General features: G+C 46.1%; 22 protein-coding genes, 1 other RNA gene and 1 other annotated feature. Of the genes, 19 read left to right on the top strand and 4 right to left on the bottom strand.

Annotated elements, in window-relative coordinates; genetic code table 11:
- Positions 1–21: 21 nt before the first annotated feature.
- The 3 genes from queA to yajC all read left to right on the top strand — a co-directional run bounded on the left by queA (position 22) and on the right by yajC (position 2,591).
- Positions 22–1,050 (top strand): tRNA preQ1(34) S-adenosylmethionine ribosyltransferase-isomerase QueA, encoded by a 1,029-nt coding sequence (gene queA, locus ACK1LH_RS15045; RefSeq protein ID WP_411333500.1) that lies wholly within the window; start codon positions 22–24, stop codon positions 1,048–1,050.
- A 27-nt stretch (positions 1,051–1,077) separates the two neighbouring features.
- On the top strand, positions 1,078–2,223 hold the full coding sequence (gene tgt, locus ACK1LH_RS15040; RefSeq protein ID WP_029279418.1) for a tRNA guanosine(34) transglycosylase Tgt: 1,146 nt from the start codon (positions 1,078–1,080) through the stop codon (positions 2,221–2,223).
- A gap of 83 nt (positions 2,224–2,306) precedes the next feature.
- Positions 2,307–2,591 carry a preprotein translocase subunit YajC gene (gene yajC / locus ACK1LH_RS15035; protein WP_029279419.1) on the top strand — a complete coding sequence of 95 codons (285 nt, stop codon included), beginning with the start codon at positions 2,307–2,309 and terminating at the stop codon, positions 2,589–2,591.
- A 51-nt stretch (positions 2,592–2,642) separates the two neighbouring features.
- Here yajC and ACK1LH_RS15030 read toward each other — a convergent pair whose 3' ends face one another.
- Positions 2,643–3,020, bottom strand: a complete 378-nt coding sequence (locus tag ACK1LH_RS15030) for a TIGR04086 family membrane protein (protein WP_029279421.1) — start codon at positions 3,018–3,020, stop codon at positions 2,643–2,645.
- Between the two features lie 151 nt (positions 3,021–3,171).
- Here ACK1LH_RS15030 and ACK1LH_RS15025 point away from each other — a divergent pair, with 151 nt between their 5' ends.
- Positions 3,172–3,822 carry a DUF421 domain-containing protein gene (locus tag ACK1LH_RS15025; protein ID WP_029279423.1) on the top strand — a complete coding sequence of 217 codons (651 nt, stop codon included), beginning with the start codon at positions 3,172–3,174 and terminating at the stop codon, positions 3,820–3,822.
- 3 nt (positions 3,823–3,825) lie between these two features.
- Here ACK1LH_RS15025 and spoVB read toward each other — a convergent pair whose 3' ends face one another.
- A complete protein-coding gene (gene spoVB / locus ACK1LH_RS15020; RefSeq protein WP_411333498.1) occupies positions 3,826–5,388 on the bottom strand; it encodes a stage V sporulation protein B in 1,563 nt (520 codons plus the stop codon).
- Positions 5,389–5,530: 142 nt separating this feature from the next.
- On the opposite strand from spoVB, the gene ACK1LH_RS15015 reads away from it, so the two are divergent.
- From ACK1LH_RS15015 to dtd, 8 genes are all read left to right on the top strand, one after another.
- Positions 5,531–5,827 (top strand): post-transcriptional regulator, encoded by a 297-nt coding sequence (locus ACK1LH_RS15015; protein ID WP_029279425.1) that lies wholly within the window; start codon positions 5,531–5,533, stop codon positions 5,825–5,827.
- Between the two features lie 37 nt (positions 5,828–5,864).
- Entirely contained in the window at positions 5,865–8,120 is a 2,256-nt protein-coding gene (secDF, locus tag ACK1LH_RS15010; protein WP_029566766.1) for a protein translocase subunit SecDF, read from the top strand.
- Between the two features lie 112 nt (positions 8,121–8,232).
- On the top strand, positions 8,233–8,667 hold the full coding sequence (locus ACK1LH_RS15005) for a cell wall hydrolase (protein WP_029279428.1): 435 nt from the start codon (positions 8,233–8,235) through the stop codon (positions 8,665–8,667).
- Positions 8,668–8,856: 189 nt separating this feature from the next.
- Positions 8,857–9,201 (top strand): lipopolysaccharide assembly LapA domain-containing protein, encoded by a 345-nt coding sequence (locus tag ACK1LH_RS15000; protein ID WP_203288241.1) that lies wholly within the window; start codon positions 8,857–8,859, stop codon positions 9,199–9,201.
- Positions 9,202–9,692: 491 nt separating this feature from the next.
- Complete coding sequence (gene recJ, locus ACK1LH_RS14995) at positions 9,693–12,035, top strand: single-stranded-DNA-specific exonuclease RecJ (RefSeq protein ID WP_411333496.1); 2,343 nt, start codon at positions 9,693–9,695, stop codon at positions 12,033–12,035.
- 16 nt (positions 12,036–12,051) lie between these two features.
- Positions 12,052–12,564 (top strand): adenine phosphoribosyltransferase, encoded by a 513-nt coding sequence (locus ACK1LH_RS14990; RefSeq protein ID WP_029279434.1) that lies wholly within the window; start codon positions 12,052–12,054, stop codon positions 12,562–12,564.
- A gap of 164 nt (positions 12,565–12,728) precedes the next feature.
- The gene (locus tag ACK1LH_RS14985) at positions 12,729–14,921 is read left to right on the top strand and encodes a RelA/SpoT family protein (RefSeq protein WP_029279436.1); all 2,193 of its coding nucleotides are present in this window, start codon (positions 12,729–12,731) and stop codon (positions 14,919–14,921) included.
- 16 nt (positions 14,922–14,937) lie between these two features.
- Entirely contained in the window at positions 14,938–15,381 is a 444-nt protein-coding gene (gene dtd, locus ACK1LH_RS14980; protein ID WP_411333495.1) for a D-aminoacyl-tRNA deacylase, read from the top strand.
- A gap of 74 nt (positions 15,382–15,455) precedes the next feature.
- On the opposite strand, the gene ACK1LH_RS14975 is transcribed toward dtd, so the two are convergent.
- The gene (locus ACK1LH_RS14975; protein ID WP_411333494.1) at positions 15,456–17,186 is read right to left on the bottom strand and encodes an SH3 domain-containing protein; all 1,731 of its coding nucleotides are present in this window, start codon (positions 17,184–17,186) and stop codon (positions 15,456–15,458) included.
- 314 nt (positions 17,187–17,500) lie between these two features.
- On the opposite strand from ACK1LH_RS14975, the gene ACK1LH_RS14970 reads away from it, so the two are divergent.
- The 5 genes from ACK1LH_RS14970 (at position 17,501) to ACK1LH_RS14950 (ending at position 22,833) form a co-directional block, all read left to right on the top strand.
- Positions 17,501–17,674 carry a hypothetical protein gene (locus tag ACK1LH_RS14970; protein WP_282033003.1) on the top strand — a complete coding sequence of 58 codons (174 nt, stop codon included), beginning with the start codon at positions 17,501–17,503 and terminating at the stop codon, positions 17,672–17,674.
- Between the two features lie 56 nt (positions 17,675–17,730).
- Positions 17,731–17,964: a binding site (T-box leader), on the top strand.
- A 56-nt stretch (positions 17,965–18,020) separates the two neighbouring features.
- Positions 18,021–19,283 (top strand): histidine--tRNA ligase, encoded by a 1,263-nt coding sequence (gene hisS / locus ACK1LH_RS14965; protein ID WP_029566762.1) that lies wholly within the window; start codon positions 18,021–18,023, stop codon positions 19,281–19,283.
- 19 nt (positions 19,284–19,302) lie between these two features.
- Complete coding sequence (gene aspS, locus ACK1LH_RS14960; RefSeq protein WP_411333493.1) at positions 19,303–21,081, top strand: aspartate--tRNA ligase; 1,779 nt, start codon at positions 19,303–19,305, stop codon at positions 21,079–21,081.
- A gap of 62 nt (positions 21,082–21,143) precedes the next feature.
- A non-coding RNA gene (ssrS, locus tag ACK1LH_RS14955) (6S RNA) lies at positions 21,144–21,332 on the top strand.
- Between the two features lie 736 nt (positions 21,333–22,068).
- Positions 22,069–22,833 (top strand): ThiF family adenylyltransferase, encoded by a 765-nt coding sequence (locus ACK1LH_RS14950; protein ID WP_411333491.1) that lies wholly within the window; start codon positions 22,069–22,071, stop codon positions 22,831–22,833.
- Positions 22,834–22,880: 47 nt separating this feature from the next.
- On the opposite strand, the gene ACK1LH_RS14945 is transcribed toward ACK1LH_RS14950, so the two are convergent.
- Complete coding sequence (locus ACK1LH_RS14945; protein ID WP_029566760.1) at positions 22,881–24,143, bottom strand: replication-associated recombination protein A; 1,263 nt, start codon at positions 24,141–24,143, stop codon at positions 22,881–22,883.
- Between the two features lie 166 nt (positions 24,144–24,309).
- Here ACK1LH_RS14945 and ACK1LH_RS14940 point away from each other — a divergent pair, with 166 nt between their 5' ends.
- Both ACK1LH_RS14940 and cymR read left to right on the top strand, forming a co-directional pair.
- Complete coding sequence (locus tag ACK1LH_RS14940) at positions 24,310–24,975, top strand: YczE/YyaS/YitT family protein (RefSeq protein WP_282032999.1); 666 nt, start codon at positions 24,310–24,312, stop codon at positions 24,973–24,975.
- 18 nt (positions 24,976–24,993) lie between these two features.
- The gene (gene cymR / locus ACK1LH_RS14935; RefSeq protein ID WP_029279454.1) at positions 24,994–25,410 is read left to right on the top strand and encodes a cysteine metabolism transcriptional regulator CymR; all 417 of its coding nucleotides are present in this window, start codon (positions 24,994–24,996) and stop codon (positions 25,408–25,410) included.

The following is a 25,410-nucleotide window of genomic DNA, read 5'->3' as shown; positions in this document are numbered from 1 at the left end:
TAACGGAAAAGGTGAGAAATAATGAAAGTAGATTTGTTTGATTTTGATTTGCCTGAAGAATTGATCGCGCAGGTTCCGCTGCTCGAGCGGGACGCGTCAAGACTGATGGTGCTTGATAAAGAATCCGGATCGGTGGTACATGGCAAGTTTAAGTCGATTATTGATTATTTTCATGAAGGCGACTGTCTTGTTTTAAACAATACACGTGTTCTGCCTGCAAGACTCATTGGCGAGAAAAAAGATACAGGCGCCAAAATTGAACTGCTCTTGTTAAAACAGGAACAGGGAGATGTATGGGAAGTTCTTGCGAAGCCTGCCAAACGCGTGAAAGTCGGAACTGAAATCGTATTTGGCGACGGCATTTTGCGTGCGGTCTGCACAGGAGAGGCTGATCACGGAGGCAGAATGCTTGAATTCAAGTACGAGGGTATTTTTTATGAGGCGCTTGACTCTCTCGGTAAAATGCCATTGCCGCCGTACATTAAAGAACAGCTTGATGATCAGGAACGTTATCAGACGGTATTCTCAAGAGAGGTCGGGTCTGCTGCAGCCCCTACGGCCGGTCTTCATTTTACCGAAGAGATTCTTGAAGCTCTGAAAGAAAAAGGAGTCCATCTTGCGTTTATTACGCTGCATGTCGGCCTCGGTACATTCCGTCCGGTTAGTGCTGACGTTGTGGAAGAGCACGAAATGCATGCCGAGTTCTATCAGATGAGCGCAGGCACTGCCCAGCTGCTAAATCAGGTCAGGGAAAAAGGCGGCCGGATCATCTCTGTCGGAACGACGTCGACCCGCACTCTTGAAACAATCGCGTCTGCAAATAACGGTACATTTAAGGAAGACAGCGGCTGGACCAGCATTTTCATTTATCCCGGCTATGAATTCAAGGCAATCGACGGCATGGTGACCAATTTCCACTTGCCTAAATCATCCCTGATTATGCTCGTCAGTGCTCTTGCAACAAGAGAGCACGTCATGCATGCCTACGAAACGGCTGTTAAGGAAAAATACCGGTTCTTCAGCTTTGGCGATGCCATGCTGATCATCTAGAAATACTGCCTTGAAGGAGGAAAAAAGGTGTCATATCCACCAATTCGCTATGAATTAATTAAAACGTGCAAGCAGACAGGAGCTAGGCTCGGACGGGTCCATACACCGCACGGGTCATTTGAAACGCCTGTTTTTATGCCGGTGGGAACGCTTGCGACGGTTAAAACGATGTCTCCGGAAGAGCTTGTTCAAATGGGAGCAGGCATTATTTTAAGCAATACGTATCATTTATGGCTTCGTCCAGGAAATGAAATTGTCAAAGAAGCGGGCGGCCTTCATAAGTTTATGAACTGGGACCGCGCCATTTTGACAGATTCAGGCGGTTTCCAGGTCTTCAGTTTAAGTGAATTCCGAAAGATCGAAGAAGAGGGCGTCCACTTCAGAAACCATCTGAATGGCGACAAGCTTTTCCTGTCTCCTGAAAAAGCGATGCAGATCCAAAATGACCTGGGATCAGATATAATGATGGCATTTGATGAATGCCCTCCGTTCCCGGCAGAGTATGATTACATGAAAAAATCTGTTGAGCGGACAAGCAGATGGGCAGAGCGCTGTCTGACTGCACATGAACGTCCAAACGATCAGGGTCTTTTCGGAATCGTTCAGGGCGGAGAATATGAGGAGCTCAGGAAACAGAGCGCAAGAGATCTGATTTCGATGGATTTCCCTGGTTACGCAGTCGGAGGGCTGTCAGTCGGAGAGCCGAAAGATGTGATGAACCGCGTGCTTGAGTTTACAACACCGCTATTGCCTTCTGATAAGCCGCGCTATTTGATGGGCGTAGGTTCGCCTGATTCACTGATTGACGGGGCGGTAAGAGGCATTGATATGTTTGACTGTGTGCTTCCTACACGCATTGCGCGCAATGGAACCCTTATGACAAGCAAAGGCCGCCTGGTCGTCAAAAACGCAGCATTTGCCCGTGACTACGGTCCGATTGACGAGAATTGCGATTGCTATACATGCCGCAATTACAGCCGCGCCTATATCCGCCATCTCATGAAATGTGATGAAACATTCGGCATCCGATTAACTTCTTACCATAACCTTCATTTTCTGTTAAACTTAATGGAGCAGGTGAGACAGGCAATCCGCGAAGACCGCCTCGGGGATTTCAGAGATGAATTCTTCGAGCAGTACGGGTTTAATAAACCAAACGCGAAAAACTTCTAGTTAGTTCGGCTGCCTGCTATGCAGGCGGCTTCATAGATACGGTGTCTGCACTGCAGATGAGAGACTTGAAAGGGGTGAAAAAAATGGAACTATTGACTACAGTTGGACCGCTGATACTGATGTTTGCGATTTTTTACTTTTTGCTGATTCGTCCTCAGCAGAAGCAGCAGAAAAAAGTGCGTGAAATGCAGGACAGTCTGTCTAAAGGCGACAAAGTCGTTACAATCGGCGGAATGCATGGCATCGTTGATTCAATCGATGAAGAGAAAGTTGTCATCAAAGCAGGAGACGGATCCCGTCTGACATTTGACCGCCGCGCAGTCCGCGACGTTGTTGAACAAAAAGGCATCTCAATGGAAAAAGCCTAATACATACGGCAAAAAGAAAAGAAGCGCCCGCGGGCGCTTCTTTTTTTATGCCTATTTGGAACCTGACAAGTTGACTCCCATCACGCCGCCAAGCATGGCGATCGCAAGAAATCCCCCGTGGTACATCGTCTGCTCCATTGTAAACGTCTTGCCGTAGCCCAAAAACTGAAAGAAAAAAATGATCAGCGTGTAAAGAAGCGCTGTTGTGCCTCCAACGAGCCATCCCCGTTCTTTCCCTTTTCCGCCCGCTATAAATCCTCCTATAAAGACAGCCAGAAATGAGAGGCCTAAAATAACCCACTTAATGGAATCCTCTGTTAATGAAGTGAATTTAAGCAGCAGAGAAAATAATAAGCTTACAGCCAGCGCTGCGATTAAAATACTTGATAAGCCATACATGATGGCTTTTCCCCATCTGCGTGTATTCATTTTAATCTCCCCCTCTGTTCCTTAGCTTGTTTTCGCTCGTCTTACTACCATCCTATTCACATGAAGCAAAAATAGAATCGAAATTGTTCTACATGAAAAAGGTTTATCCGTTCAAAATAAAGGTATCGATGCAGCAAGGAGGACTTTAAAAATGGAAGTGCATTTCATTATCATCGGACGCACCATTTTCCTGTACGTGCTCATTCTGATTATTTTCAGACTGATGGGCAAACGGGAGATCGGGGAGCTCAGTATATTGGATCTTGTGGTCTTTCTGATGATTGCAGAAATGGCGGTCATGGCGATAGAAGACACGAATGATCCGCTGATACATACCATCATTCCAATGTTTCTTCTTCTCGGCATTCAAATCAGCCTTGCCTACTTTTCGCTGAAAAATCAAAAGGTGCGTGCATGGATCGACGGCAAGCCGACCATCATCATTGACAGAGGGAAAATCAATGAGCATGCCATGAAAACCCAGCGCTATAATTTCGATGACCTCATGACCCAGCTTAGAGAAAAGGATGTGAATGATATAAGCGAGGTTGATTTTGCCATTCTTGAACCGTCCGGCAAGCTCTCTGTAATAAAAAAAGAGAATGGCAGCGAGCATCAGGAGCTGCAGCTGCCGCTTATTGTGGACGGACTGATTCAGGAGGAAAACCTGTACCGGATCGGAAAAACGAACTTATGGCTGAGACAGCAGCTGAGAAAGCTCGGGTACTTTGATGTGAAGAATATCTCACTTTGCACCCACAACAAACAAACTTTTTTTATAGATCTGATTGATGACAAGTAGGCATTACCGCGGCACAAATTTTGAAAGATGACCGCCGATAAACGGCAGTCTGCCGACATCGTCTTTCATTACAAGCCTGAAGGCAACAAGCAGGATGCAGTATACCGAAAAAGTGAAGCAAACCGATAAAATCAGGTTCATTCCCAAACCGAGCGGCAGAATCTTGAAAAAGAAATAGCCTGCAATGCCGGATAAGATCATCGTTAAAAAGCATCTGATATATTCACTCACTTTAATGGTCAGGGAAATCACTTTCATCACTGTTGCCAAATGAAGAAGCGTGACAAGCATGATGCCTGCCATAATGGCAAGCGCTGCTCCCATAATGCCGAGAGACGGTCTTGTCGCCAGCAGAAAGATCAGTGCGGTTTTCACCGCAGAGCCGACGAAGCTGTTGATCATGGCTGCCTTTGCCAGGTTAAGCGCCTGCAGGACTGCCTGGAGAGGACCCTGGAAATAGTAAAAGATAAAAAACGGGGCCATGACCTGAACAAAAATAGCGGCATGGCTGCTGCCGTACATAGCTTTCATGAGCGGTTCTGCATAGATGTACAGAATGACGACGGCAAATCCTCCGGTTACTAGAGAGAGCCTGAAGGCCTGCTGGAGCCTGTGCTGAACGACGTGCAGCTTTTTTTGGGCCATTGCTTCGCTTATCGCGGGAACTAAAGCCGTTGAGAGAGAATACGTAATAAATGACGGGAGCATCAAAAGGGGCAGGGCATATCCTGTCAGCTCTCCGTACTGCTTTGTTGCCATTGTGGCGGTAAATCCTGCAATGGCAAGGCTCTGCGCCACAACGATTGGCTCGAAAAACCAGGCAATCGAACCGATCATGCGGCTTCCTGTAGTCGGAAGGGCGATGCTCATTAAGTTCTGAAAGGTTGTTTTCCCTTCTTTCAGGGAAGTGAAAAACTTGCGGCGTACCCGGAACTTCTTTTTCATTTTAAACATGGAGAACATATACAAGAGGGAAATGAGCTCTCCTGCCACAGCAGATGCCATCGCCCCTGCAGCAGCATATTCAATTCCGTAAGGCAAAAAGGTTTTCGTGCAGACGGCAATTAAAGAAATCCGCACAACCTGCTCAAGCACTTGTGAAATCGCAGCGGGCCGCATATTCTGCTTACCCTGAAAATATCCTCTGAGGACAGAAGATACCGCAATGATCGGGACAACCGGTGCAATGGCAAGCAGCGGGTAGAGCGTTCTAGGATCGGTCAGCAGCGAATTTGATAAATACGGGGCCAGAAAAAGGATGGCCGGCGTAAATAAAAGGCTTAAAGTGCCTGTAACTGCAAGAGAAACAATCAGGATTTTTTTTATTTTCCTCTGATTTCCTTCCGCTTCTGCTTCTGCCACAAGCTTGGAAATGGCCACTGGCAGGCCAAACTGAGTAATGGTGATGATCAGCACAAGTGTCGGCATAGCCATCATATAAAGTCCGACGCCTTCTTCTCCTATAAATCGGGCGACTACAATCCGGTTCATAAATCCTAGAACACGCGTAATCAGGCCGGCGGCTATTAAAATGAGCGTCCCCTGTAAAAATGTTTGCTTTGACATCACGTTCCCCGCCTTCTCAAATAGCATCTAATCATATACAATTAACTATATGCGCTATGATTGGCCAAGCATGACAAGATGTTCGCGCATGGCCGCTGTAAAAATCCCGATCACGCATACATAATGAATGGAGGAGCGTGCCATGACCCAAAAGGATGAAATTGAAAAATACCGCCATCACGTGAAACCGGCTCTTGTCAGCAAAGCAGAAGAGTTTAAGATTCTTGACTACGGCGATGTGACAGAATCAGAGATATGGAATTACCTGAGAAATAAAAAGTGGAAAAAGAAGACCGAGCTGATGGTTCACGAAATGGTAGCTGATATTATGGCTGTAAAACCAAGTGAATTCATGACGTTTGCAACGATTGAGTCGTTTAAATCGGGCAGCTGGTTTGACAGTGAAGAAGGCAGACAACTAGGCACGGCAAAAGAATAATACATATTGAACGGTTTTTTTCTAAGGAGGATGCAACATGGTTAAAAAGGGACGCATCATTGTTTTTTTCTTACTCGTCCTTTGCGTAGGAAGCTTAATTGGTGCTTTTGGAAACAAGGCAACAGGGAACATACTCCTTGGTCTTGATCTGCAGGGAGGCTTTGAAATCCTGTATGACGTAGAGCCTGCTAATGACGGGGATAAAATAGACCGGAGCGCGCTTGTCAGTACGGTCAATGCCCTCCAAAAAAGAGCGAATGTTCTGGGTGTAAGCGAGCCTAACATTCAAATTGAAGGCGAAAACCGGATCCGGGTGCAGCTTGCGGGTGTAAAGGATCAGAATCAGGCGAGGGAGATTCTGTCGACACAGGCTGAGCTGACGTTCCGTGACGTGAATGACAAGGTGATGATGAATGGATCTGACCTTGTAGAGGGAGCGTCTAAACAGACGTTTGACCCCGATACACAGGAGCCGATTGTAGCTGTAAAGCTGAAAGACGCTGATAAATTCAAAAAGGTAACCCAGCAGATCTCTGCTATGGCGCCGCAAAACGAAAATCAGCTTGTTATCTGGCTTGATTATGCTGAAGGTGATTCCTATAAAGAGGAAGTATCAAAAGAGTCGCCGAAGTTCATTTCAAATCCAAACGTAAATGAAGTATTTGATACGACAGATGTAACGATTACGGGTCAATTCAGCGTAGAAGAGGCAAAAGATCTTGCCAACCTTCTTAATGCAGGATCACTGCCGGTTAAGCTGGTTGAAACTTACTCAACTTCAGTAGGAGCCCAATTCGGAGAAGAAGCGCTTCAGACAACGGTTCTTGCAGGTATCATTGGAATCGGGTTTATTTTCCTGTTCATGATGTATTTCTACCGTTTGCCGGGGATTATCGCAGTAGTCACTCTTTCAACCTATCTGTTTTTTGTCCTGCAGGTATTTGACTGGATGAATGCTGTTCTAACACTGCCGGGTATTGCGGCTTTAATACTTGGGGTGGGTATGGCTGTTGATGCCAACATCATTACATATGAACGGATAAAAGAAGAAATCAAACTCGGAAAATCAATCCGGTCAGCCTACAGAGCGGGCAGCAGAAGGTCGTTTGCGACAATCTTCGATGCCAACATTACGACGATGCTTGCAGGCGGTGTGCTGTTCTTCTTTGGAACGAGTGCTGTCAAAGGATTTGCGACAAGTCTTATTCTCAGTATCTTAATGAGTTTCCTGACGTCCGTTTTCCTGAGCAGACTGCTGCTTGGATTACTGGTTGAAAGCAGATGGCTTGATAAAAAGCCGGGATATTTCGGCGTGAACAAAAAAGATATTATCGATCTGAGCAAATCAACAGAAGATGTGGATGCTCCGACTAAATTTGATAAAGTCGATTTTGTTAAGCACCGAAAAAAATTCTTTGCTGCTTCAGGCATCCTGCTTGCAGCGGGTCTTGTCCTGCTGATCATCTTCAGGCTGAACCTTGGCATCGATTTTTCAAGCGGTACCCGCATTGAAATCGGAGCCGATAAGACACTTACAGCCGAGGAAGTAGAGAAAGATCTTGAAACACTTGATCTGGAAGCAAAAGATATCGTGTTTGCAGGCAGTCAGAATCAGACAGCGGTTGCGAGGTTCGTAGGCGTGCTTGATAAAGGGGAAATTGCTGAAGTTAAAGACTTCTTTAATGAAAAGTACGGCAAAGAACCGAGCATCAGCACGGTATCTCCTGAAGTAGGAAAAGAACTGGCGAGAAACGCGATGTACGGCGTGCTTATAGCCTCTTTGGGAATCATTATCTATGTATCCTTGAGATTCGAATACAAAATGGCCGTGGCTGCTGTTCTTGCCCTGCTGTATGATGCCTTCTTTATCATTGCAGTTTTCAGCATTACAAGGCTTGAAGTGGACATCACGTTTATCGCGGCTGTACTCACGATCGTGGGGTATTCCATTAACGATACAATTGTTACATTTGACCGGATCAGAGAGCTTTATAAGAAAACCAAGGTTAAAACATACGATGATTTGAAAAGCATTGTAAACCGAAGCCTTCAGCAGACGTTTACGCGATCCGTCAACACGGTCCTGACCGTTGTTTTCTGTGTCATCGCATTACTTGTTTTCGGAAGCGATTCAATCCGGAACTTCTCCATTGCTCTTCTGATCGGCTTGATTTCAGGAACCTATTCGTCCCTGTTCATCGCATCACAGCTGTGGATGATGTGGAAGTGGAGAGAGATCCAAAAGAAAAGCAAAGCGAAAAAAGTACAGGATCAGGAAGAACCGATTGTTTAACGGGAACCGCGGAAACTATTCCGCGGTTTTTGTTTTATGCGGCAGCTTCAGAAAAGGCCCCAAATAGCATCAATGCGGCTCCTGCTCATACACTAATTATGGGGTGATATAAATGCCAAGGGTGAAATACACAAGTGCAGACGTTGATTTAGTGGCGAGAATGATGAGAGCAGAAGCAGAGGGGGAAGGAAAGCAGGGAATGCTGTATGTAGGCAATGTCATTGTCAACCGGGCGGTGGCGGATTGTCTGGATTTTAAAGATGTCAGAACGATCAGGCAGGTCATTTACCAGGTTCAGGGCGGTAATTATTCGTTTGAAGCGGTTCAAAAAGGCAATCTCTTTTACAACAGAGCAAGATCCTCCGAACAGAAGCTTGCCAGAAGAACTTTGGAATCCTGGAGAGATCATCCGGCGAAATATGCTCTGTGGTATTTCAATCCATATGCGCCATGCCCGCCGACGTGGTACGGCCAGCCTCATTCCGGGCAATTCAAAAAACATTGTTATTATGAACCTAAAGCAGGAACATGTGCGAGTGTTTACTAAAGCTTACAGCAGTTATTGATGCTGAAGCTGCAAGTTTCAGAAGGCTCCCCCTTACCCGATGAACACATTCATGCTTTCCATACAAAAGGACATCATAGTAGAATGGGAAAATGATTCTCTATGCCCCCATGTTTTGCGGTTTGGAAAATCCGGGTATAAAAGAGAATCGAAAGAAAGGGGGAGTACAGGATGAAAAGACAGTGGAGTTTTCTTTTTGCCATCCTATTTGCACTTATTGTAGCGGTTTTTGCAGTCATCAACGTGGATTCGGTTGAAGTGGATTATCTGTTCGGAGAAGCCAGATGGCCTCTGATTCTGATTATTTTAGGCTCTGTTCTGCTTGGCGGCCTGATGATTGCTTCTGCCGGACTGACCAGAATTTTTTCCCTGCAGCGGAGAGTGAAGGCTCTTGAAAAAGAGAATGCCGAGCTGCTGAGTGAAAATGAAAAGCTCAAAATGGAACACGTTCCAGATGAAACAAAAAGCAGTTCTCATGGCGCAAAACAAATTGGCCAGACATCTGATGAGATGTAGAGCTGTTCATAAACCTTAGGGAAAACGGCAGGTTTGTTCGCTATTATGGCGGATGGGCCTGTTTTTTTGTGCAGAACGCCGTAACAAATTAAGTGGTAAAATCGTACCCGGCAAAGCAGGAAAACAGGAGTTGTAGGGTAAGCAAAGGAGCGAATCGTACCCAGCAAAGCCGAAAACCAGGTGGTGGAGGGTAAGCAAAGCACTGAATCCTACCCAGCAAAGCCGAAAACCAGGTGGTGGAGGGTAAGCAAAGGAGCGAATCGTACCCAGCAAAGCCGAAAACCAGGTGGTGGAGGGTAAGCAAAGCACTGAATTCTACCCAGCAAAGCCGAAAAACAGGAACCGGAGGGTAAGCAAATAAAAAAACTCCCTTCCTCTTTCACGGCAAAGCTGCATCCTTCATTAGAATCCAATCACGGCACCTGGCATTTATATTCGTTTGTCACCCCATGCCGCCTCTAGTATAATAGGGTGGTTGAGGGGTGATTTTTTTGCTGAAAGCAAAGAACAGATGGGATGTTCACGAACACCATCCCGAAAAAATGAACGAATTGATGAGTACATTGAATCTTACGCCTCTGGTAGCTTCACTTTTGCTTAACCGGGGCATTGAATCGGCTGATGCGGCCGATCAGTTTCTTCACATAGAAAAGCACGGCTTTCACGATCCATTTACACTGCTCGGCATGGATAAAGCTGTGCAGCGTATTCACAGCGCCATTGAGCATGGGGAAAAAATTCTGATTTTCGGAGATTATGACGCGGACGGCGTAAGCTCGACGGTCGTCATGCTTGAGACGCTTCATTCACTTGGAGCCAATGCCGATTTTTATATTCCGAACCGGTTCACCGAGGGCTACGGTCCGAATGAACCTGCTTTCCGCAAAGCCCGTGAAAATGGCTACGGGCTGATTATTACGGTTGATACAGGAATTTCTGCTGTTAACGAAGCGGCTCTTGCAAAAGAGCTTGGAGTCGATCTGATTATTACCGATCATCACGAACCAGGGCCGGTACTTCCGGATGCGTATGCCATCATCCATCCGAAGCAGCCTGGCTGCACGTATGCATTTAAGGAGCTTGCTGGTGTAGGGGTTGCTTTTAAGCTTGCCCATGCGCTTTCAGGAACTGTTCCGGAACACCTGCTTGAGATAGCAGCCATCGGTACAATTGCCGACCTTGTGCCCCTTCACGATGAAAACCGTCTTATTGCAAGATTGGGTATCCAGCAGATGAACCGGACAGAACGGACAGGATTAAAGGCACTTCTAAAAGCAGCAGGGGCTGACGGGAAAGAAGTCAATGAGGAGACCATCGGTTTTGCGGTCGGACCCCGCATCAATGCAGTCGGACGCCTTGAAACAGCAGATCCCGCTGTCCGCCTCCTGATGTCTGCGGACAGTGAGGAAGCGGCAGAGCTTGCCGTTTACATCGACGGCTTAAACAAAGAGAGACAGAAAATTGTTTCGCAGATTACAGACGAAGCGATCGAACAGGTTGAGACCCTGTACCCAGCAGATCAGCATTCTGTGCTTGTTCTTGCGAAAGAGGGCTGGAATCCGGGTGTCGTAGGAATTGTAGCGTCAAGGATAGTGGAAAAATACTACAGACCGACCATTATTCTGTGCATTGATCCTGAAAAAGGAACGGCAAAAGGTTCTGCCCGAAGCATCGCAGGGTTTGATCTGTTTGCCAATCTTTCAGAATGCCGTGATATTCTACCGCACTTTGGCGGTCACCCAATGGCAGCAGGCATGACGCTTGAGCTCCAGCATGTCGATCAGCTGAGAGACAGATTGAATAATCTTGCCTCCGCTACGCTGAAAGAAGAGGATTTTATTCCGATAAAAACCATTGATGCCGCATGCAGTCTTGCTGACGTTTCTGTGGAGTCGATTGAGAAAATAGCGAAGCTCGCCCCGTTTGGCATGGGAAATCCAAAACCGCTGTTTTTGCTGGAGTCTGTACAAGTGGGGTCCATGAGAAAAATCGGTTCTGACCAGACCCACTTAAAGCTTGCGGTGGAGCAGGATCAAAAGCAGCTTGACTGCATCGGGTTCGGTTTCGGGCATTTGCATGATCACATGGCGCCGCTCGCGAAAGTGTCACTTGTCGGGGAATTGTCCATAAATGAATGGAACAATTTCAGAAAACCGCAGCTGATGATTCAGGATCTTGCTGTAAATGAGTGGCAGCTGTTTGATGCAAGAGGATCGCGTGACTTGAATAAAACGCTTGATAAGATGAAGGATAAAGAAAACGTTTATGTTGTTTTTCAAAAAGAGACATTGTCTATGCTGAAGGATTCTGGACAGGATATCGTCTATCTCGAAGATGAGGGTTCGGCTGAAAAAATACAAGGCAAGTACATCACCTTTGTTGATACTCCAACATCTATCGAACGTCTTGACGCTCTCTTTGAGAACGTGTTTCCTGAACGCATCTATGCGGTTTTTCATCAGCATACCGATCATTTTTTTGCTACCATCCCGACAAGAGACCACTTTAAATGGTACTATGGCTTCCTGAAGCAAAAAGAAACTTTTGACTTGAAAAAGCACGCAGAAGCCCTTGCACGCCACAAAGGATGGTCAAGTGAAACAATCAATTTCATGTCACAGGTGTTTTTTGACTTAGAATTTGCTACAATAGACAATGGCATTATTTCTGTCAATCATCAGCCGCCTAAAAGAGACCTCTCCGAATCTTCATCGTATTCTGCCAAACTCAGTCAGCTGGAGCTTGAGAATACGCTGCTGTATTCGTCGTACCAGGACTTGAAGAAGTGGTTTGATGATCGGATGAAACAATCGAAGGCGCTTGTCAATGCATGAGGAGGACAAACTTAATATGGATTTAAAGAAATACGTGACAGTCGTTCCGGATTACCCGAAGCCGGGAATCCAGTTTAAAGATATTACAACGTTGATGGACAATGGTGATGCATACCGTTATGCAACAGATCAAATTGTTGACTATGCACGCAAACAAAACGTTGATATAATTGTAGGACCGGAAGCACGCGGATTTATTATCGGATGTCCGGTTGCTTATTCTCTTGGAGTAGGTTTTGCACCAGTCCGCAAAGAAGGCAAGCTTCCGCGCGAAGTAGTCCGTGTTGAATACGGACTTGAGTACGGAAAAGACGTACTGACTATGCACAAGGATGCAATCAAGCCGGGTCAGCGAGTGCTTATCACAGATGATCTTCTTGCTACAGGCGGCACAATCGAAGCTACGATCCAATTGGTTGAGGAGCTTGGCGGAGTTGTTGCAGGGATTGCTTTCCTGATTGAGCTCAGCTATCTTGACGGTCGCAGCAAGCTCGATAAATACGATATCTTAACATTAATGACGTTTTAATCACATAGAAAAAAGCACTCGGGAATGGGTGCTTTTTCTCTTATTTAACTGCAGGCAAAGTACCGGCCAAAAGCTTGGCACAGAAAAGACGGTCTCCCTCTTTACATCTTCTGTGTTTTTATTGATAATAGGTACAATAAAGTTCTCATTGTAAAGGTGATTCCATGGCTAATGAACAAGTACTGACTGCCGAGCAGGTCATAGAAAAGGCGAAGCGCTATTTAACCGGAGAAGACCTCGTCTTTATCCAGAAAGCCTATGATTATGCAGAAGAGGCGCATCGTGAACAATACCGGAAATCGGGTGAACCATATATCATTCATCCAATACAGGTCGCAGGGATACTGGTTGACCTGGACATGGATCCGTCAACAATCGCGGGTGGATTTTTACATGATGTCGTAGAAGATACAGATGTAACACTTGATGACTTGAAACAAACATTTAATGATGAAGTCGCCATGCTCGTGGATGGAGTGACAAAGCTCGGAAAAATTAAATATAAATCACACGAAGAACAGCAGGCTGAAAATCATCGTAAAATGTTTGTCGCAATGGCACAGGACATTCGTGTGATCTTGATTAAACTCGCCGACCGCCTCCACAACATGCGCACACTGAAGCATCTGCCGCAGGAAAAGCAGCGCAGGATCTCAAATGAAACACTGGAAATTTTTGCGCCGCTCGCTCATCGTCTGGGGATTTCAAAAATTAAGTGGGAGCTTGAAGACACGGCTCTGCGCTATTTGAATCCGCAGCAGTACTACAGGATTGTCAATCTGATGAAGAAAAAGCGGGCAGAACGCGAGGCCTACTTGGACGAAGTCATTGATGAAGTGAAAAACCGCGTTGGGGAAGTCAACATTAAGGCGGATTTTTCGGGACGTCCGAAACACATTTACAGCATTTACCGCAAAATGGCCCTGCAGAACAAGCAGTTTAATGAAATTTATGATTTATTAGCCGTCAGAATCATCGTAAACAGCATTAAAGACTGCTATGCCGTTCTTGGAATTATCCATACGTGCTGGAAGCCGATGCCCGGCAGATTTAAGGATTATATTGCCATGCCGAAGGCAAATATGTATCAGTCCCTTCATACGACTGTCATGGGTCCAAAAGGCGATCCGCTTGAAGTGCAGATCCGCACAAAGGATATGCACACGATTGCAGAATACGGGATTGCTGCACACTGGGCGTATAAAGAAGGCAAAGAGACAGAGGAGCAATCTACACTTGAGCAGAAGCTGACCTGGTTCCGTGAAATTCTGGAGTTTCAGGATGATACGACAAATGCCGAGGAGTTTATGGAATCTCTTAAAATCGATCTGTTCTCTGATATGGTGTTCATTTTTACGCCAAAAGGTGATGTTATTGAAATGCCTTCAGGCTCAGTGCCGATCGATTTTGCCTACCGCATTCACTCAGAAATAGGCAATAAAACAATTGGGGCAAAAGTGAACGGAAAGATTGTAACCCTTGATTATAAACTCAAAACAGGCGATATTATCGAGATTATGACGTCCAAGCATTCATATGGCCCAAGCCAGGACTGGCTCAAGCTTGCTCAGACGTCACAGGCTAAAAATAAAATCCGCCAGTTTTTCAAAAAGCAGCGCCGCGAAGAGAACGTTGATAAGGGAAAAGAAATGGTTGAAAAAGAGATTAAAAATCTCGACTTTGAACTGAAGGACATCCTGACAACGGAGAATCTGAAGCGCGTTTCTGAGAAATTCAATTTCTCAAATGAGGAAGATATGTATGCTGCTGTTGGATACAACGGCATTACTGCAGCCCAGGTTGCGAACAGACTGACGGAAAAGCTCCGCAAAAAGCGGGATATGGAACAGGAAAAAGATATCTCAGAGGTTATTTCCGAGGTGCGTCCGTATCCTTCCAAAAAGCGGGACAGTGGGGTAAGAGTCAAAGGGATTGACAACCTTCTTATCCGTCTTTCCAAGTGCTGCAACCCGGTTCCGGGTGACGAAATTGTCGGCTTCATCACGAAGGGCCGTGGAGTTTCCGTTCACAGGGATGATTGTCCGAATGTACACACGGACGAGGCACAGGCCCGTTTAATTCCGGTCGAATGGGAAACACAGCTTGATGCACGGAAAGAGTACAACGTGGAAATCGAAATACTCGGCTACGACAGAAGAGGCCTGTTGAACGAGGTGCTCCAGGCTGTCAACGAAACGAAAACAAACATTTCATCTGTTGCAGGAAAGTCTGACCGCAACAAAGTGGCGACGATCAATATGGCGATTGCCATCTCCAATATCAGCCACCTTCATAAAGTGGTTGAGAGAATCAAGCAGATCTCAGATATCTATTCTGTAAGAAGAATCATGAACTAGAAAGGGTTCGTTCGGTTTGAAAATTGTTTTACAGCGTGCTAAAGATGCAGAAGTGAAAGTCAAAAATGAAACAGTGGGAAAAATTGGACAGGGGTTTATGCTTCTTGTCGGCGTCACACACGACGATGATGAGCAGGATGCAGATTACCTTGCAGAAAAAGTAGCCAATCTCAGAGTGTTTGAAGATGAAGATGATAAAATGAATCTTTCTTTGCTTGACGTTGGCGGAGAGGTCCTGTCGATTTCGCAGTTTACGCTCTACGGTGACTGCAGAAAAGGGAGAAGGCCGAACTTTATGGCTGCAGCAAAACCCGATCACGCACAGCCGCTCTATGATTATTTCAACCAGAAGCTGCGTGACAAGGGCATCAGCGTTCAAACCGGAGAGTTTGGCGCCATGATGGACGTAGCATTTACAAATGTCGGTCCGGTCACGCTAATATTAGAATCAAAAAGCTGAACGCCGGGGAGACCCGGCATTTTATTTGCTAATAAAAAAAACACCACCCAGGACGCCTGGGTGGTGTTTTGCTGTTATTTGAAGTACTGGGCCAATCCGTAATAGATGCCCTGTGCAACCCGTTCCTGGTAGGAGCCTGAGCTGACTGTGAGTTCTTCAGCGCTGTTGCTCACATAGCCAAGTTCAAGCAGGACTGCCGGCTGTCTGTTTTCACGGATGACGTGATAGTCTCCGAATTTGGTGCCGCGGTCTTTAAGCCGGGCCTGCTTCAGCAGTTCATCATGAACGGGAGAGGCAAGAGGCTTGTCTTTTGATGAGCTGTAATAATAAGTTGTCATTCCGTGTACGCTCCGGTTTTCGATGCTGTCAAAATGAAGGCTGATGAATGCATCTGCATCCCGGTAGTGAGCGGTGCTGACCCGTGAGCTGAGGCTGATGTAGCTGTCGCTGCTGCGTGTCAGATGAACATCGGCACCTGATGCTTTCAGTTTATCGTACACAAGTTTTGCAGTAGACATTGTTAAATCTTTCTCAAGGGTCCCTCTCGTTCCGATAGCCCCGCCATCACGTCCGCCGTGACCCGGGTCAAGAACGACTGTTTTGTTTTTTAAATAAGACGTTACATCTCCGCCGGGCCTTGATACGGAGCTGCCTGATGAAGACACAACCCAGCCCGCTACATATCCTGTTGTGCTGCCGGAAAGCTGGATTTTATACCAGTCGCCAACTTTACTGACAACAGAAAACTGCTCGCCTGCATTTGCCCGTCTTACAATTTTTTCATTTGTGGATGGTCCTTTGCGGATGTTTGTGCCGTTTTGCAGAATGCTGACTTTTGATGTGCCGCTTTTGTTCTCTTCCGTTTTTCCCTTTGACGAGAGGGAAACGTAGGAGCTTGAAACCCATCCTTTTTTACTGCCTGAATATTGAATATGAAGCCAGCTGTTTGCTGATTCAAGAATGGTGACCTGTGTGTTTTTTGCAACAGACCCGATCACTTTTCCGTTCAGGCTTCCGCTGCTTCTGACATTCAGGGAGCTTGCCGTAACTTTTCCTGTCTGTCCGGTTTTTTCTGGCTGTTTTTCTGTTTCAGTTGAAATGAAATCGCTATGTACCCATCCTCTTTGGCCATTATAACGGATTTCCAGCCACTCGCCATCATTTCCCGTTATCGAAACAGATGCATGTTTCTTCAGGCTTCCAATAGTTGAAGCCGAGGTGGATGGTTTATTCCGAACGTTGAGTGAGGTGGCCTTTACCTTGCCTGTTTTCGTTCCTGATGGAGACGGGGAAGCTGTTTGTGTTTTCTTGCTGATGGTGACAAACTGGCTTGAAACCCAGCCGCGCTTTCCATTAAAGGAAATTTCAACCCAATTGGCGTTTTGCTGAACGAATGATGCTTTTTTTCCTTTGTCGAAGGTGCCGGTCACTTGAAAGCTTGTTCCGGGACCGCTTCTGATTCTGAGATCCTCAGCATTCGACATGACCGTGCCGTCTGAATTGCTTTCTTTTGAAGCTGCGGATTTATTCTGGAGGGTAACTAGCCAAGAGGCAACCCATCCTTTGTTTCCGCCTGATAATTGCAGTTCATACCAGCCTTTGCTCTCATCCGTAATGCTGTAGACGGCCCCTTTTTTTACACTTGCGATGACCGGATAGCTTAAACCCGGACCGCTCCTGATGTTGAGGCCGTCCGCTGCGATTACAGCTTTTTGCGGCTCAGCTGACGCAGTTCCCGGCATCATTGGCAGCTGGCTGAAAAGCAGCAGTGCACAAATGACGGGATATAGAATTTTTCGAAACAATGACCGGTCCTCCTTTTTTTGGATCATTAAGGAAATTTTAAAGAGTGTAAGGTTGTGGATAATATAACAAAGTTATCCTCGTCCAGCTCCAGCGCCTAAATCCTCTGTCAGAACAAATCTGTCATAAAAGTCAAACCCGGACTTTTCTGACAGATTCTTATCTGCCTATCGGATCTGACCAAGGCGCTTGCGCTTTTGTTCTTAACCTTATAAAGATTCTTTTATTATATCGGATATCCCTTGTGACATTTGATATATTTTTTCGCTAAACAGGAAAGACTAGAGAAAAGACAGTTGCTGTAAAGGAGATTAAAATGAGGCACAGTGAAAAAAGCGAAGGATCGCATTATAATAATCATGATATTTTCGGAGTGAATTCCCGGGAACTGACGAAGGATCAGCATTCCAACCTGTATGAACTCGCGGGAGAGTACGGTATGAACGCAAAAGAAGCAAAGAAATTAAAAAAACGGGTAAATCGCTCTTGACACAAGTCACGGAACATTCGTATGATAGTATATAAATCTTAACTGGAATTACATAATCAGAACCGATGACGGAGAAGAGTAATCAGGATGACACATGACCAGAGAAGGAAAGCCTTGGCTGTAAGCTTTCCCATGATGACTTGATGAAGAGAACACTCTCTAGGTTTCCCTCTGAACGGACTTGCATCTAGTAGGAGGAGAACGTGACAGGCGTTAACTGTCTTTGAGCGGGAGCAGTCTTTTTGCTTCAACTAGGGTGGCACCACGGGATACAAACTCTCGTCCCTACATTTTTATGTAGGGGCGGGAGTTTTTTTATTTTTTGAAAAAATCGGAGGAATCTAACATGGCATTTCAAATACCGAGAGGCACGCAGGATATTCTGCCTGGAGAAGTTGAACGCTGGCAGTATATTGAAAATACAGCACGTGAAATATGCAAATTGTATCAATATAAGGAAATCCGCACACCCGTTTTTGAACACACTGAGCTGTTCCAGAGGGGGGTAGGCGAATCAACGGACATCGTTCAAAAGGAGATGTATACGTTCCAGGACCGCAAAGGAAGAAACATCACGCTTCGTCCTGAAGGCACGGCTTCAACAGTCCGGGCATTCGTTGAGAAAAAGCTGTATGCACAGCCTGCACAGCCGACAAAGCTCTATTACATTGGACCGATGTTCAGATACGAACGTCCTCAGACCGGCCGTTTCCGCCAGTTCGTGCAATTCGGGGTGGAGGCTCTCGGCAGCAGCAATCCCGCAATGGATGCAGAAGTCATTTCCCTTGCAATGGAGCTTTACCGCTCTGTTGGACTGAAGAAACTGAAGCTCATCATCAACAGCCTTGGAGATGCAGACAGCAGAAAAGCTCATAAGGAAGCATTAATTGCCCACTTTGAGCCTAGAATCGGGGAGTTTTGCTCAGACTGCCAAAAAAGACTGACGCAAAATCCGCTTCGCATCCTTGACTGCAAAACAGACCGTGATCATGAACTGATGAAAACCGCTCCATCCATTATGGATTATCTGAACGATGAGTCACGCGCTTATTTTGAAAAGGTTCAGGCATACTTAACAGACCTTGGAATCGATTTTACAGTCGATCCGAATCTTGTCCGCGGCCTTGATTATTATAATCACACTGCGTTTGAAATCATGAGCGATGCAGAAGGGTTCGGCGCCATTACGACCCTTTGCGGCGGAGGAAGATACAACGGCCTCGTCCAGGAAATTGGCGGACCGGAAACGCCAGGGATCGGATTTGCTCTAAGTATTGAACGCCTGCTCGCCGCTCTTGATGCAGAAGGCGTAGAACTGCCTGTAGACCAGTCGATCGACTGCTTTGTCGTAACGCTTGGCGACAAGCCGAAAGACCGCTCTGTGTCTCTTGTATATGAGCTGCGCAAAGCGGGACTGACAGCTGAAAAGGATTATGATGATAAAAAAATGAAGGCTCAATTTAAAGCGGCAGACCGTTTTAATGCAAGATACGTTGCCGTACTTGGCGAAGATGAGCTTGAAAAGAACATGATTTCTGTAAAAAACATGGAATCAGGCGAACAGAAAGAAATTTCCCTGCAGGACCTTGCAGCGTATATAAAAGGATAGTCAAAAGGAGAGAGAAATGATGTTTGGACGAACATATTATTGCGGCGAAGTAACAGAAGCAGCAATCGGAGAAAAAGTAACACTTAAAGGATGGGTGCAAAAACGACGCGACCTTGGCGGGCTGATTTTTATTGATCTGAGAGACAGAACGGGCATCGTGCAGATTGTCGTAAATCCTGAAGTTTCAGAGGAAGCGCTGAAAATTGCAGAAAAAGCCCGCAGCGAATACGTCCTTGACATCGAAGGAACAGTCGCAGCGCGTTCTGAAGGAACGGTGAATTCAAACCTTGCTACAGGCAAAATTGAAATTATGGTTGAGAAAGCTTCCATCATCAATGCAGCAAAAAACCCGCCTTTCCTGATTGAAGATAAATCTGAAGAGGTTTCAGAAGATGTGCGCTTGAAATACCGCTATCTGGACCTTAGAAGACCTGCACTACTTGATACGTTTAAAATGCGCCACAATGTGTCCAAATCAATCCGCAATTTCCTGGACGAGAACGGATTCCTAGACGTTGAAACACCGATTCTGACAAAAAGCACGCCAGAAGGAGCACGTGACTATCTTGTTCCGAGCCGTGTACATGAAGGAGAGTTTTACGCTCTTCCACAGTCGCCGCAAATTTTCAAACAGCTGTTAATGGTTTCCGGCTTCGACCGTTATTACCAGATTGCCCGCTGCTTCCGCGATGAAGACCTGCGTGCAGACCGCCAGCCTGAATTCACTCAGGTGGACATTGAGATGTCCTTTATGAGCCAGGACGAAATCATGGCATTGATGGAAAAAATGATGTCCCGCATCATGAGAGAAACAAAAGGCGTGGAACTTGACCTGCCGCTTCCGCGCATGACGTATGACGAAGCGATGGGCCGCTATGGTTCGGATAAACCGGATACACGCTTCGGCCTTGAGCTCGTAAATGTTTCTGAGCTTGTAAAAGACAGCGGCTTTAAAGTGTTCAGCGGCGCTGTCGCAAACGGCGGAGAAGTGAAGGTCATCAATGTTAAAGGCGCGGCAGCATCTTATTCCCGCAAAGACATTGATGCATTGACGGAGTTCGTTTCCCAGTACGGAGCAAAAGGACTTGCATGGCTGAAAGCAGAAGAACAGGAGCTGAAAGGCCCAATTTCAAAATTCTTTGCTGAAGAAGAGCAGGCGGCACTAAGAACGGTAACTGAAGCTGAAGCAGGAGATCTGCTGCTGTTTGTTGCCGACAAGAAATCAGTTGTGGCAGATGCGCTTGGCGCCCTCCGCCTCAAACTTGGAAGAGAGCTTGGCCTAATTGATGAAAGCAAATTCAACTTCCTGTGGGTCATTGACTGGCCGCTGCTTGAGTACGACGAAGAAGCACAGCGCTATTTCGCAGCCCATCATCCGTTCACAATGCCTGCACGAGAAGATCTGGAGCTGTTTGAAACGAATCCGGCAGCAATGAAAGCACAGGCTTATGACCTTGTACTCAACGGCTATGAGCTTGGCGGAGGAAGCATCCGTATTTTTGAAAGAGATGTTCAGCAGAAAATGTTCAAAATGCTCGGCTTCTCAGAAGAGGAAGCGACGGAGCAATTCGGATTCCTGCTTGAAGCATTTGAATACGGAACGCCGCCGCATGGCGGAATAGCCCTTGGCCTTGATCGTCTCGTCATGCTTCTTGCAGGCAGAACGAACCTTCGCGACACGATTGCGTTCCCTAAAACAGCAAGCGCAAGCGACCTTCTTACACATGCGCCAAGTGAAGTGAGCACAGCCCAGCTGAACGACCTTAACCTTGCCCTGAAGCTTAAAAGGGGTGAATAATGCCTACTTGGAATTGCTTGAAAAGACTGTTCCAATGTGGTAATCTTTTTACAAGATAAATAGAAGTCCTGATGTGTACGTCGTACACTTAGTTTTGATCCAACATTACTTGATCCGGGAGTTCAAGTTTCCATTGCGGTGTAAATGCCTCATCATTCGATCAGAGGACTTATCACCCGTGGAACAGGACACCCACCTGCTGTGAGCGGGTTCAAAACCAAGATAGCCGCGACGGCACAATTGGGACTTCTGCCGAATAAGAACATACAGCCTTCATGAGCTTTTGCTTGTGGGGGCTTTTTATTTTTCTGCGAAGGACTTGAGGGCACTGTAGCACTTGAAAAACGAGATAAGTGCCATCAAGGATGGGGAAGGTCGATTTGGTGGAACTTATAGACGAGATAAATGCCACCAACGAAGGAGAAGACCGATTTGGTGGTACTGAAAATCGAGATAAGTGCCATCAAGGTAGGGGGAGAACGAATTGGTGGTACTGAAAAACGAGATAAGTGCCATCAAGGAAGGGGAAGACCGAATTGGTGGTACTGAAAAACGAGATAAGTGCCATCAAGGAAGGGGAAGACCGAATTGGTGGTACTGAAAAACGAGATAAGTGCCATCAAGGAAGGGGAAGAATGAATTGGTGGTACTGAAAAACGAGATAAGTGCCACCAACGAAGGAGAAGACCGAATTAGTGGTAATGAAAAACGAGATAAGTGCCATCAAAGAAGGAAGAGAGCGACTTGGTGGAACTCAAAAACGAGATAAGTACCACCAAGGAAGGAAAAGATCGTATTGGTGGCACTGAAAAACATGATAGTGTCATCCAAATAGGAGATCGGTGCATTAATGACACCAATATCCATGTGCGAGCTGCTGCTGATCATTGCCCAATCAAGAATTCCCTCTTGTTTTTCACCGAAAGTATGATATATTCATTTTCAGGAAAAATACTGACATGGATTCTATAAATGGAGTTGAGAGGATTGCTGAATCAATTTTCACGCAATGAACTTGCGATTGGAAAAGAAGGTATTGAAATTTTAAAAAACAGCACAGTTGCTGTTCTTGGGATCGGCGGAGTCGGATCGTTTTCGGCAGAGGCTCTTGCGCGTTCGGGAGTGGGACGTATTGTGCTTGTTGATAAAGATGATGTGGATATCACGAATGTAAACCGCCAGATCCATGCGCTTGTGTCGACTGTAGGGAAGCCAAAAGTGGATCTGATGAGAGACAGAATTAAAGAAATCAATCCTGATTGTGACGTCATCGCACTGAAGATGTTCTATACGGAAGAAACCTATGAAGAGTTTTTCAGCCACGGACTGGATTATGTGATTGATGCTTCTGATACGATTTCGTATAAAATCCATCTGATGAAAGAGTGCCTGAGAAGAGAGATTCCGATTATCTCAAGCATGGGCGCTGCAAATAAGACCGATCCGACAAGATTTAAAATTGAAGACATTTCAAAAACCCACACGGATCCGATTGCGAAGGTCATCCGCACTCGTCTCCGCAAAGAAGGCATCAGAAAAGGAATTAAAGTGGTGTTTTCTGATGAAAGTCCGATTGTGATCCGCGAAGATGTCCGGGTTAAGGTAGGAAATGACGCTGCGGAGATCCGCAAGGCTAAAATGCCGCCTTCATCCAATGCATGGGTGCCATCCGTAGCAGGATTGATCATGGGCGGTCATGTCATCATGGACCTTCTGAAAGATATTAAAATTTCTCGTGTAAACGATAAATAGACAAAAAGGAAGCAGGCAGGAAAACCATTGTTTTCCTGCCTGCTTTTTTAGTTCCTCATCAGCTTTTCGTATATCTGGGCAAGTGACAGTTCAAATTTCCCTGTCTGTTTTGGCTCGTAGTATTTTTTCTTTTTTAAGGAGTCGGGGAGGTACTGCTGTTTGACCCACCCGTTTTCATAGTCATGCGGATATTTGTAGTCGATGCCCCGGCCCAGCTTACCGGCACCTTTATAGTGGGCATCTTTTAAGTGGTCAGGCACTTCTCCGCTTTTGCCTGAACGGATATCGGCTAGGGCTGCATCAAGCGCTTTGTAGGCAGAGTTTGACTTTGGCGAAAGGCACAGTTCGATCACTGCGTTCGCAAGAGGTATTCTTGCCTCAGGCAGGCCCAGGCGCTCTGTTGCTTCAATGGCGGCAAGTGTTCTTGCTCCTGCCTGCGGGCTTGCAAGCCCGATATCTTCATAAGCAATGACGAGCAGTCTGCGGTTAATGCTGATCAGGTCGCCTGCTTCAATCAGTCTTCCGAGATAATGAAGAGCTGCATTCACATCAGACCCTCTGATCGATTTTTGAAAAGCAGAGAGCACGTCATAGTGCGCATCTCCGTCCTTGTCGTGCACAAAACTCTTTTTCTGAAGGCACTCTTCAGCGGTTTTCAGATCAATGCGGATGATGCCTTCATCATCCGGCTCAGATGAAATGACGGCCAGTTCAAGTGCATTTAATGCCGATCTTACATCGCCTGCGCAGCTTGAGGCGAAATGATCGAGCGCGTCGTCCGCCACTTCAGCCCTGTACTTGGCAAGTCCCTTTTTGTCATCCTGAAGGGCCCGGTTCAGCGCTTTTTTAATATCGTCCGCTTCGAGCGGCTTCAGCTCAAAGATTTGGCATCTGCTTCTGATGGCAGGATTAATGGCGTGATAAGGGTTGCTCGTTGTTGCTCCTATTAGAATGATTTTTCCGTCCTCAAGATAGGGAAGGAGAAAATCCTGTTTGGCTTTGTCGAGGCGGTGGACCTCGTCAAGAATCAAAATGACTTTGCCTGACATTTTGGCTTCTTCTGCAACGATTTCCATGTCTTTTTTATTATTAACAACAGCATTCAGTTTTCTGAAAGCTGTATTTGTGCTTCCTGCTATGGCTGTGGCTATGGACGTTTTGCCGATTCCGGGCGGTCCGTACAAAATCATGGAGCTCAGGTGCCGTGCTTTAACCATCCGCTCAATCATTTTGCCTTTTCCGACCAGGTGCTCCTGTCCGATGATTTCATCAATTGATTCCGGCCTCATTCTGAATGCCAGTGGTTTCATTTCCATCACTCCCGGGTGGTTCAAGCTCTTTCATTCCAGTATACCAATTTGTCTCCCCAAATGCTTAATAAGTCAATTTGAATGCTTGGGTAATAGGAAATATGCTATAATGGCTTAGGTTCATTTTAATGAAAACGGTCTTGACTGAAAGGCGGCGTTTGAACGTATGCGTCCAGGGAAATCACTTGCTGAGCTGAGAGTGAGATGGAGTATTTATTTTACCGGACTCCTCATCATGGCTTTCGGCATTGTGCTGACCATTAAAGCAGACCTCGGCACATCGCCGTGGGATGTTCTTCATATAGGATTGTATTATCAGCTTGGTTTAACGATCGGATCTTGGGCAATTATTGTAGGAGGAGGCATTCTTCTCCTGTCATCCATTTTCACAAAGAAGATGCCGCAGGCCGGTGCGTTTGTGAATATGCTTACAGTTGGCCTTTTTATCGATTTATATATGATGATTCCCTTTTTGCAGACGCCTGCCGGCTATGCCGGGAAAATCGGAATGCTGCTTCTCGGCATTCTGGTCATGGGGTATGGCATCGGGTTATATATTTCAGCAGGCTGCGGGGCTGGGCCTCGTGATACGCTGATGCTTGCCCTGGTTGAAAAAACGGGATGGAAGGTATCAAGGATCAGAAGCAGCATCGAAGTGATTGTTTTGCTTATAGGCTGGTCACTTGGGGGCCCGGTCTTTTTCGGCACAATCGTCTGTACGCTGTCAATCGGCTATATTATCGGCTTTACTCTGCCGTATTGCCAGAAGGCAACCGATGCCCTGCTTTTGAGAACAGCAGAAAAAAGACAAAGGGTTCAACAAGTCAGTTAGATAAATAGGGGTGGAAGAATGAAGATTTCAACGAAAGGCCGCTACGGTCTTACTATTATGATTGAGCTTGCAAAAAAACACGGCGAAGGGCCGACATCATTAAAGAGCATTGCCCAGACGCATGACCTGTCTGAACACTATCTTGAGCAGCTGATTGCACCTCTGCGCAATGCGGGACTTGTTAAAAGCATCCGCGGAGCATACGGGGGATATGTGCTCGGCAATGAACCGGCAGCTATTACGTCCGGTGATATTATCCGCGTGCTTGAAGGGCCTATAAGCCCTGTTGAAGTTCTGGAAGATGAAGAACCTGCCAAGCGGCATTTATGGGTAAGGATACGAGATGCTGTAAAAGATGTACTGGACAGCACAACACTTGAAGATCTTGCAAATTATACGGATGATGAGCAGGAATCTTACATGTTTTATATTTAA

The organism is Metabacillus indicus (assembly GCF_046603695.1).
GTDB classification, from domain to species: domain Bacteria; phylum Bacillota; class Bacilli; order Bacillales; family Bacillaceae; genus Bacillus_P; species Bacillus_P indicus.
The sequence above is the reverse complement of the archived record's forward strand: the minus strand, read 5'-3'. Positions and strand labels throughout refer to the sequence as shown.

What these genes read in the sequence shown, in the direction of transcription:
- queA (WP_411333500.1), top strand. Translation starts at nt 22, where the DNA reads ATGAAAGTAGATTTGTTTGATTTTGATTTGCCTGAAGAATTGATCGCG.
- yajC (WP_029279419.1), top strand. Translation starts at nt 2,307, where the DNA reads ATGGAACTATTGACTACAGTTGGACCGCTGATACTGATGTTTGCGATT.
- ACK1LH_RS15030 (WP_029279421.1), bottom strand. Translation starts at nt 3,020, where the DNA reads ATGAATACACGCAGATGGGGAAAAGCCATCATGTATGGCTTATCAAGT.
- ACK1LH_RS15025 (WP_029279423.1), top strand. Translation starts at nt 3,172, where the DNA reads ATGGAAGTGCATTTCATTATCATCGGACGCACCATTTTCCTGTACGTG.
- spoVB (WP_411333498.1), bottom strand. Translation starts at nt 5,388, where the DNA reads ATGTCAAAGCAAACATTTTTACAGGGGACGCTCATTTTAATAGCCGCC.
- ACK1LH_RS15015 (WP_029279425.1), top strand. Translation starts at nt 5,531, where the DNA reads ATGACCCAAAAGGATGAAATTGAAAAATACCGCCATCACGTGAAACCG.
- secDF (WP_029566766.1), top strand. Translation starts at nt 5,865, where the DNA reads ATGGTTAAAAAGGGACGCATCATTGTTTTTTTCTTACTCGTCCTTTGC.
- ACK1LH_RS15005 (WP_029279428.1), top strand. Translation starts at nt 8,233, where the DNA reads ATGCCAAGGGTGAAATACACAAGTGCAGACGTTGATTTAGTGGCGAGA.
- ACK1LH_RS15000 (WP_203288241.1), top strand. Translation starts at nt 8,857, where the DNA reads ATGAAAAGACAGTGGAGTTTTCTTTTTGCCATCCTATTTGCACTTATT.
- ACK1LH_RS14990 (WP_029279434.1), top strand. Translation starts at nt 12,052, where the DNA reads ATGGATTTAAAGAAATACGTGACAGTCGTTCCGGATTACCCGAAGCCG.
- ACK1LH_RS14985 (WP_029279436.1), top strand. Translation starts at nt 12,729, where the DNA reads ATGGCTAATGAACAAGTACTGACTGCCGAGCAGGTCATAGAAAAGGCG.
- ACK1LH_RS14970 (WP_282033003.1), top strand. Translation starts at nt 17,501, where the DNA reads ATGAGGCACAGTGAAAAAAGCGAAGGATCGCATTATAATAATCATGAT.
- hisS (WP_029566762.1), top strand. Translation starts at nt 18,021, where the DNA reads ATGGCATTTCAAATACCGAGAGGCACGCAGGATATTCTGCCTGGAGAA.
- aspS (WP_411333493.1), top strand. Translation starts at nt 19,303, where the DNA reads ATGTTTGGACGAACATATTATTGCGGCGAAGTAACAGAAGCAGCAATC.
- ACK1LH_RS14945 (WP_029566760.1), bottom strand. Translation starts at nt 24,143, where the DNA reads ATGAAACCACTGGCATTCAGAATGAGGCCGGAATCAATTGATGAAATC.
- ACK1LH_RS14940 (WP_282032999.1), top strand. Translation starts at nt 24,310, where the DNA reads ATGCGTCCAGGGAAATCACTTGCTGAGCTGAGAGTGAGATGGAGTATT.
- cymR (WP_029279454.1), top strand. Translation starts at nt 24,994, where the DNA reads ATGAAGATTTCAACGAAAGGCCGCTACGGTCTTACTATTATGATTGAG.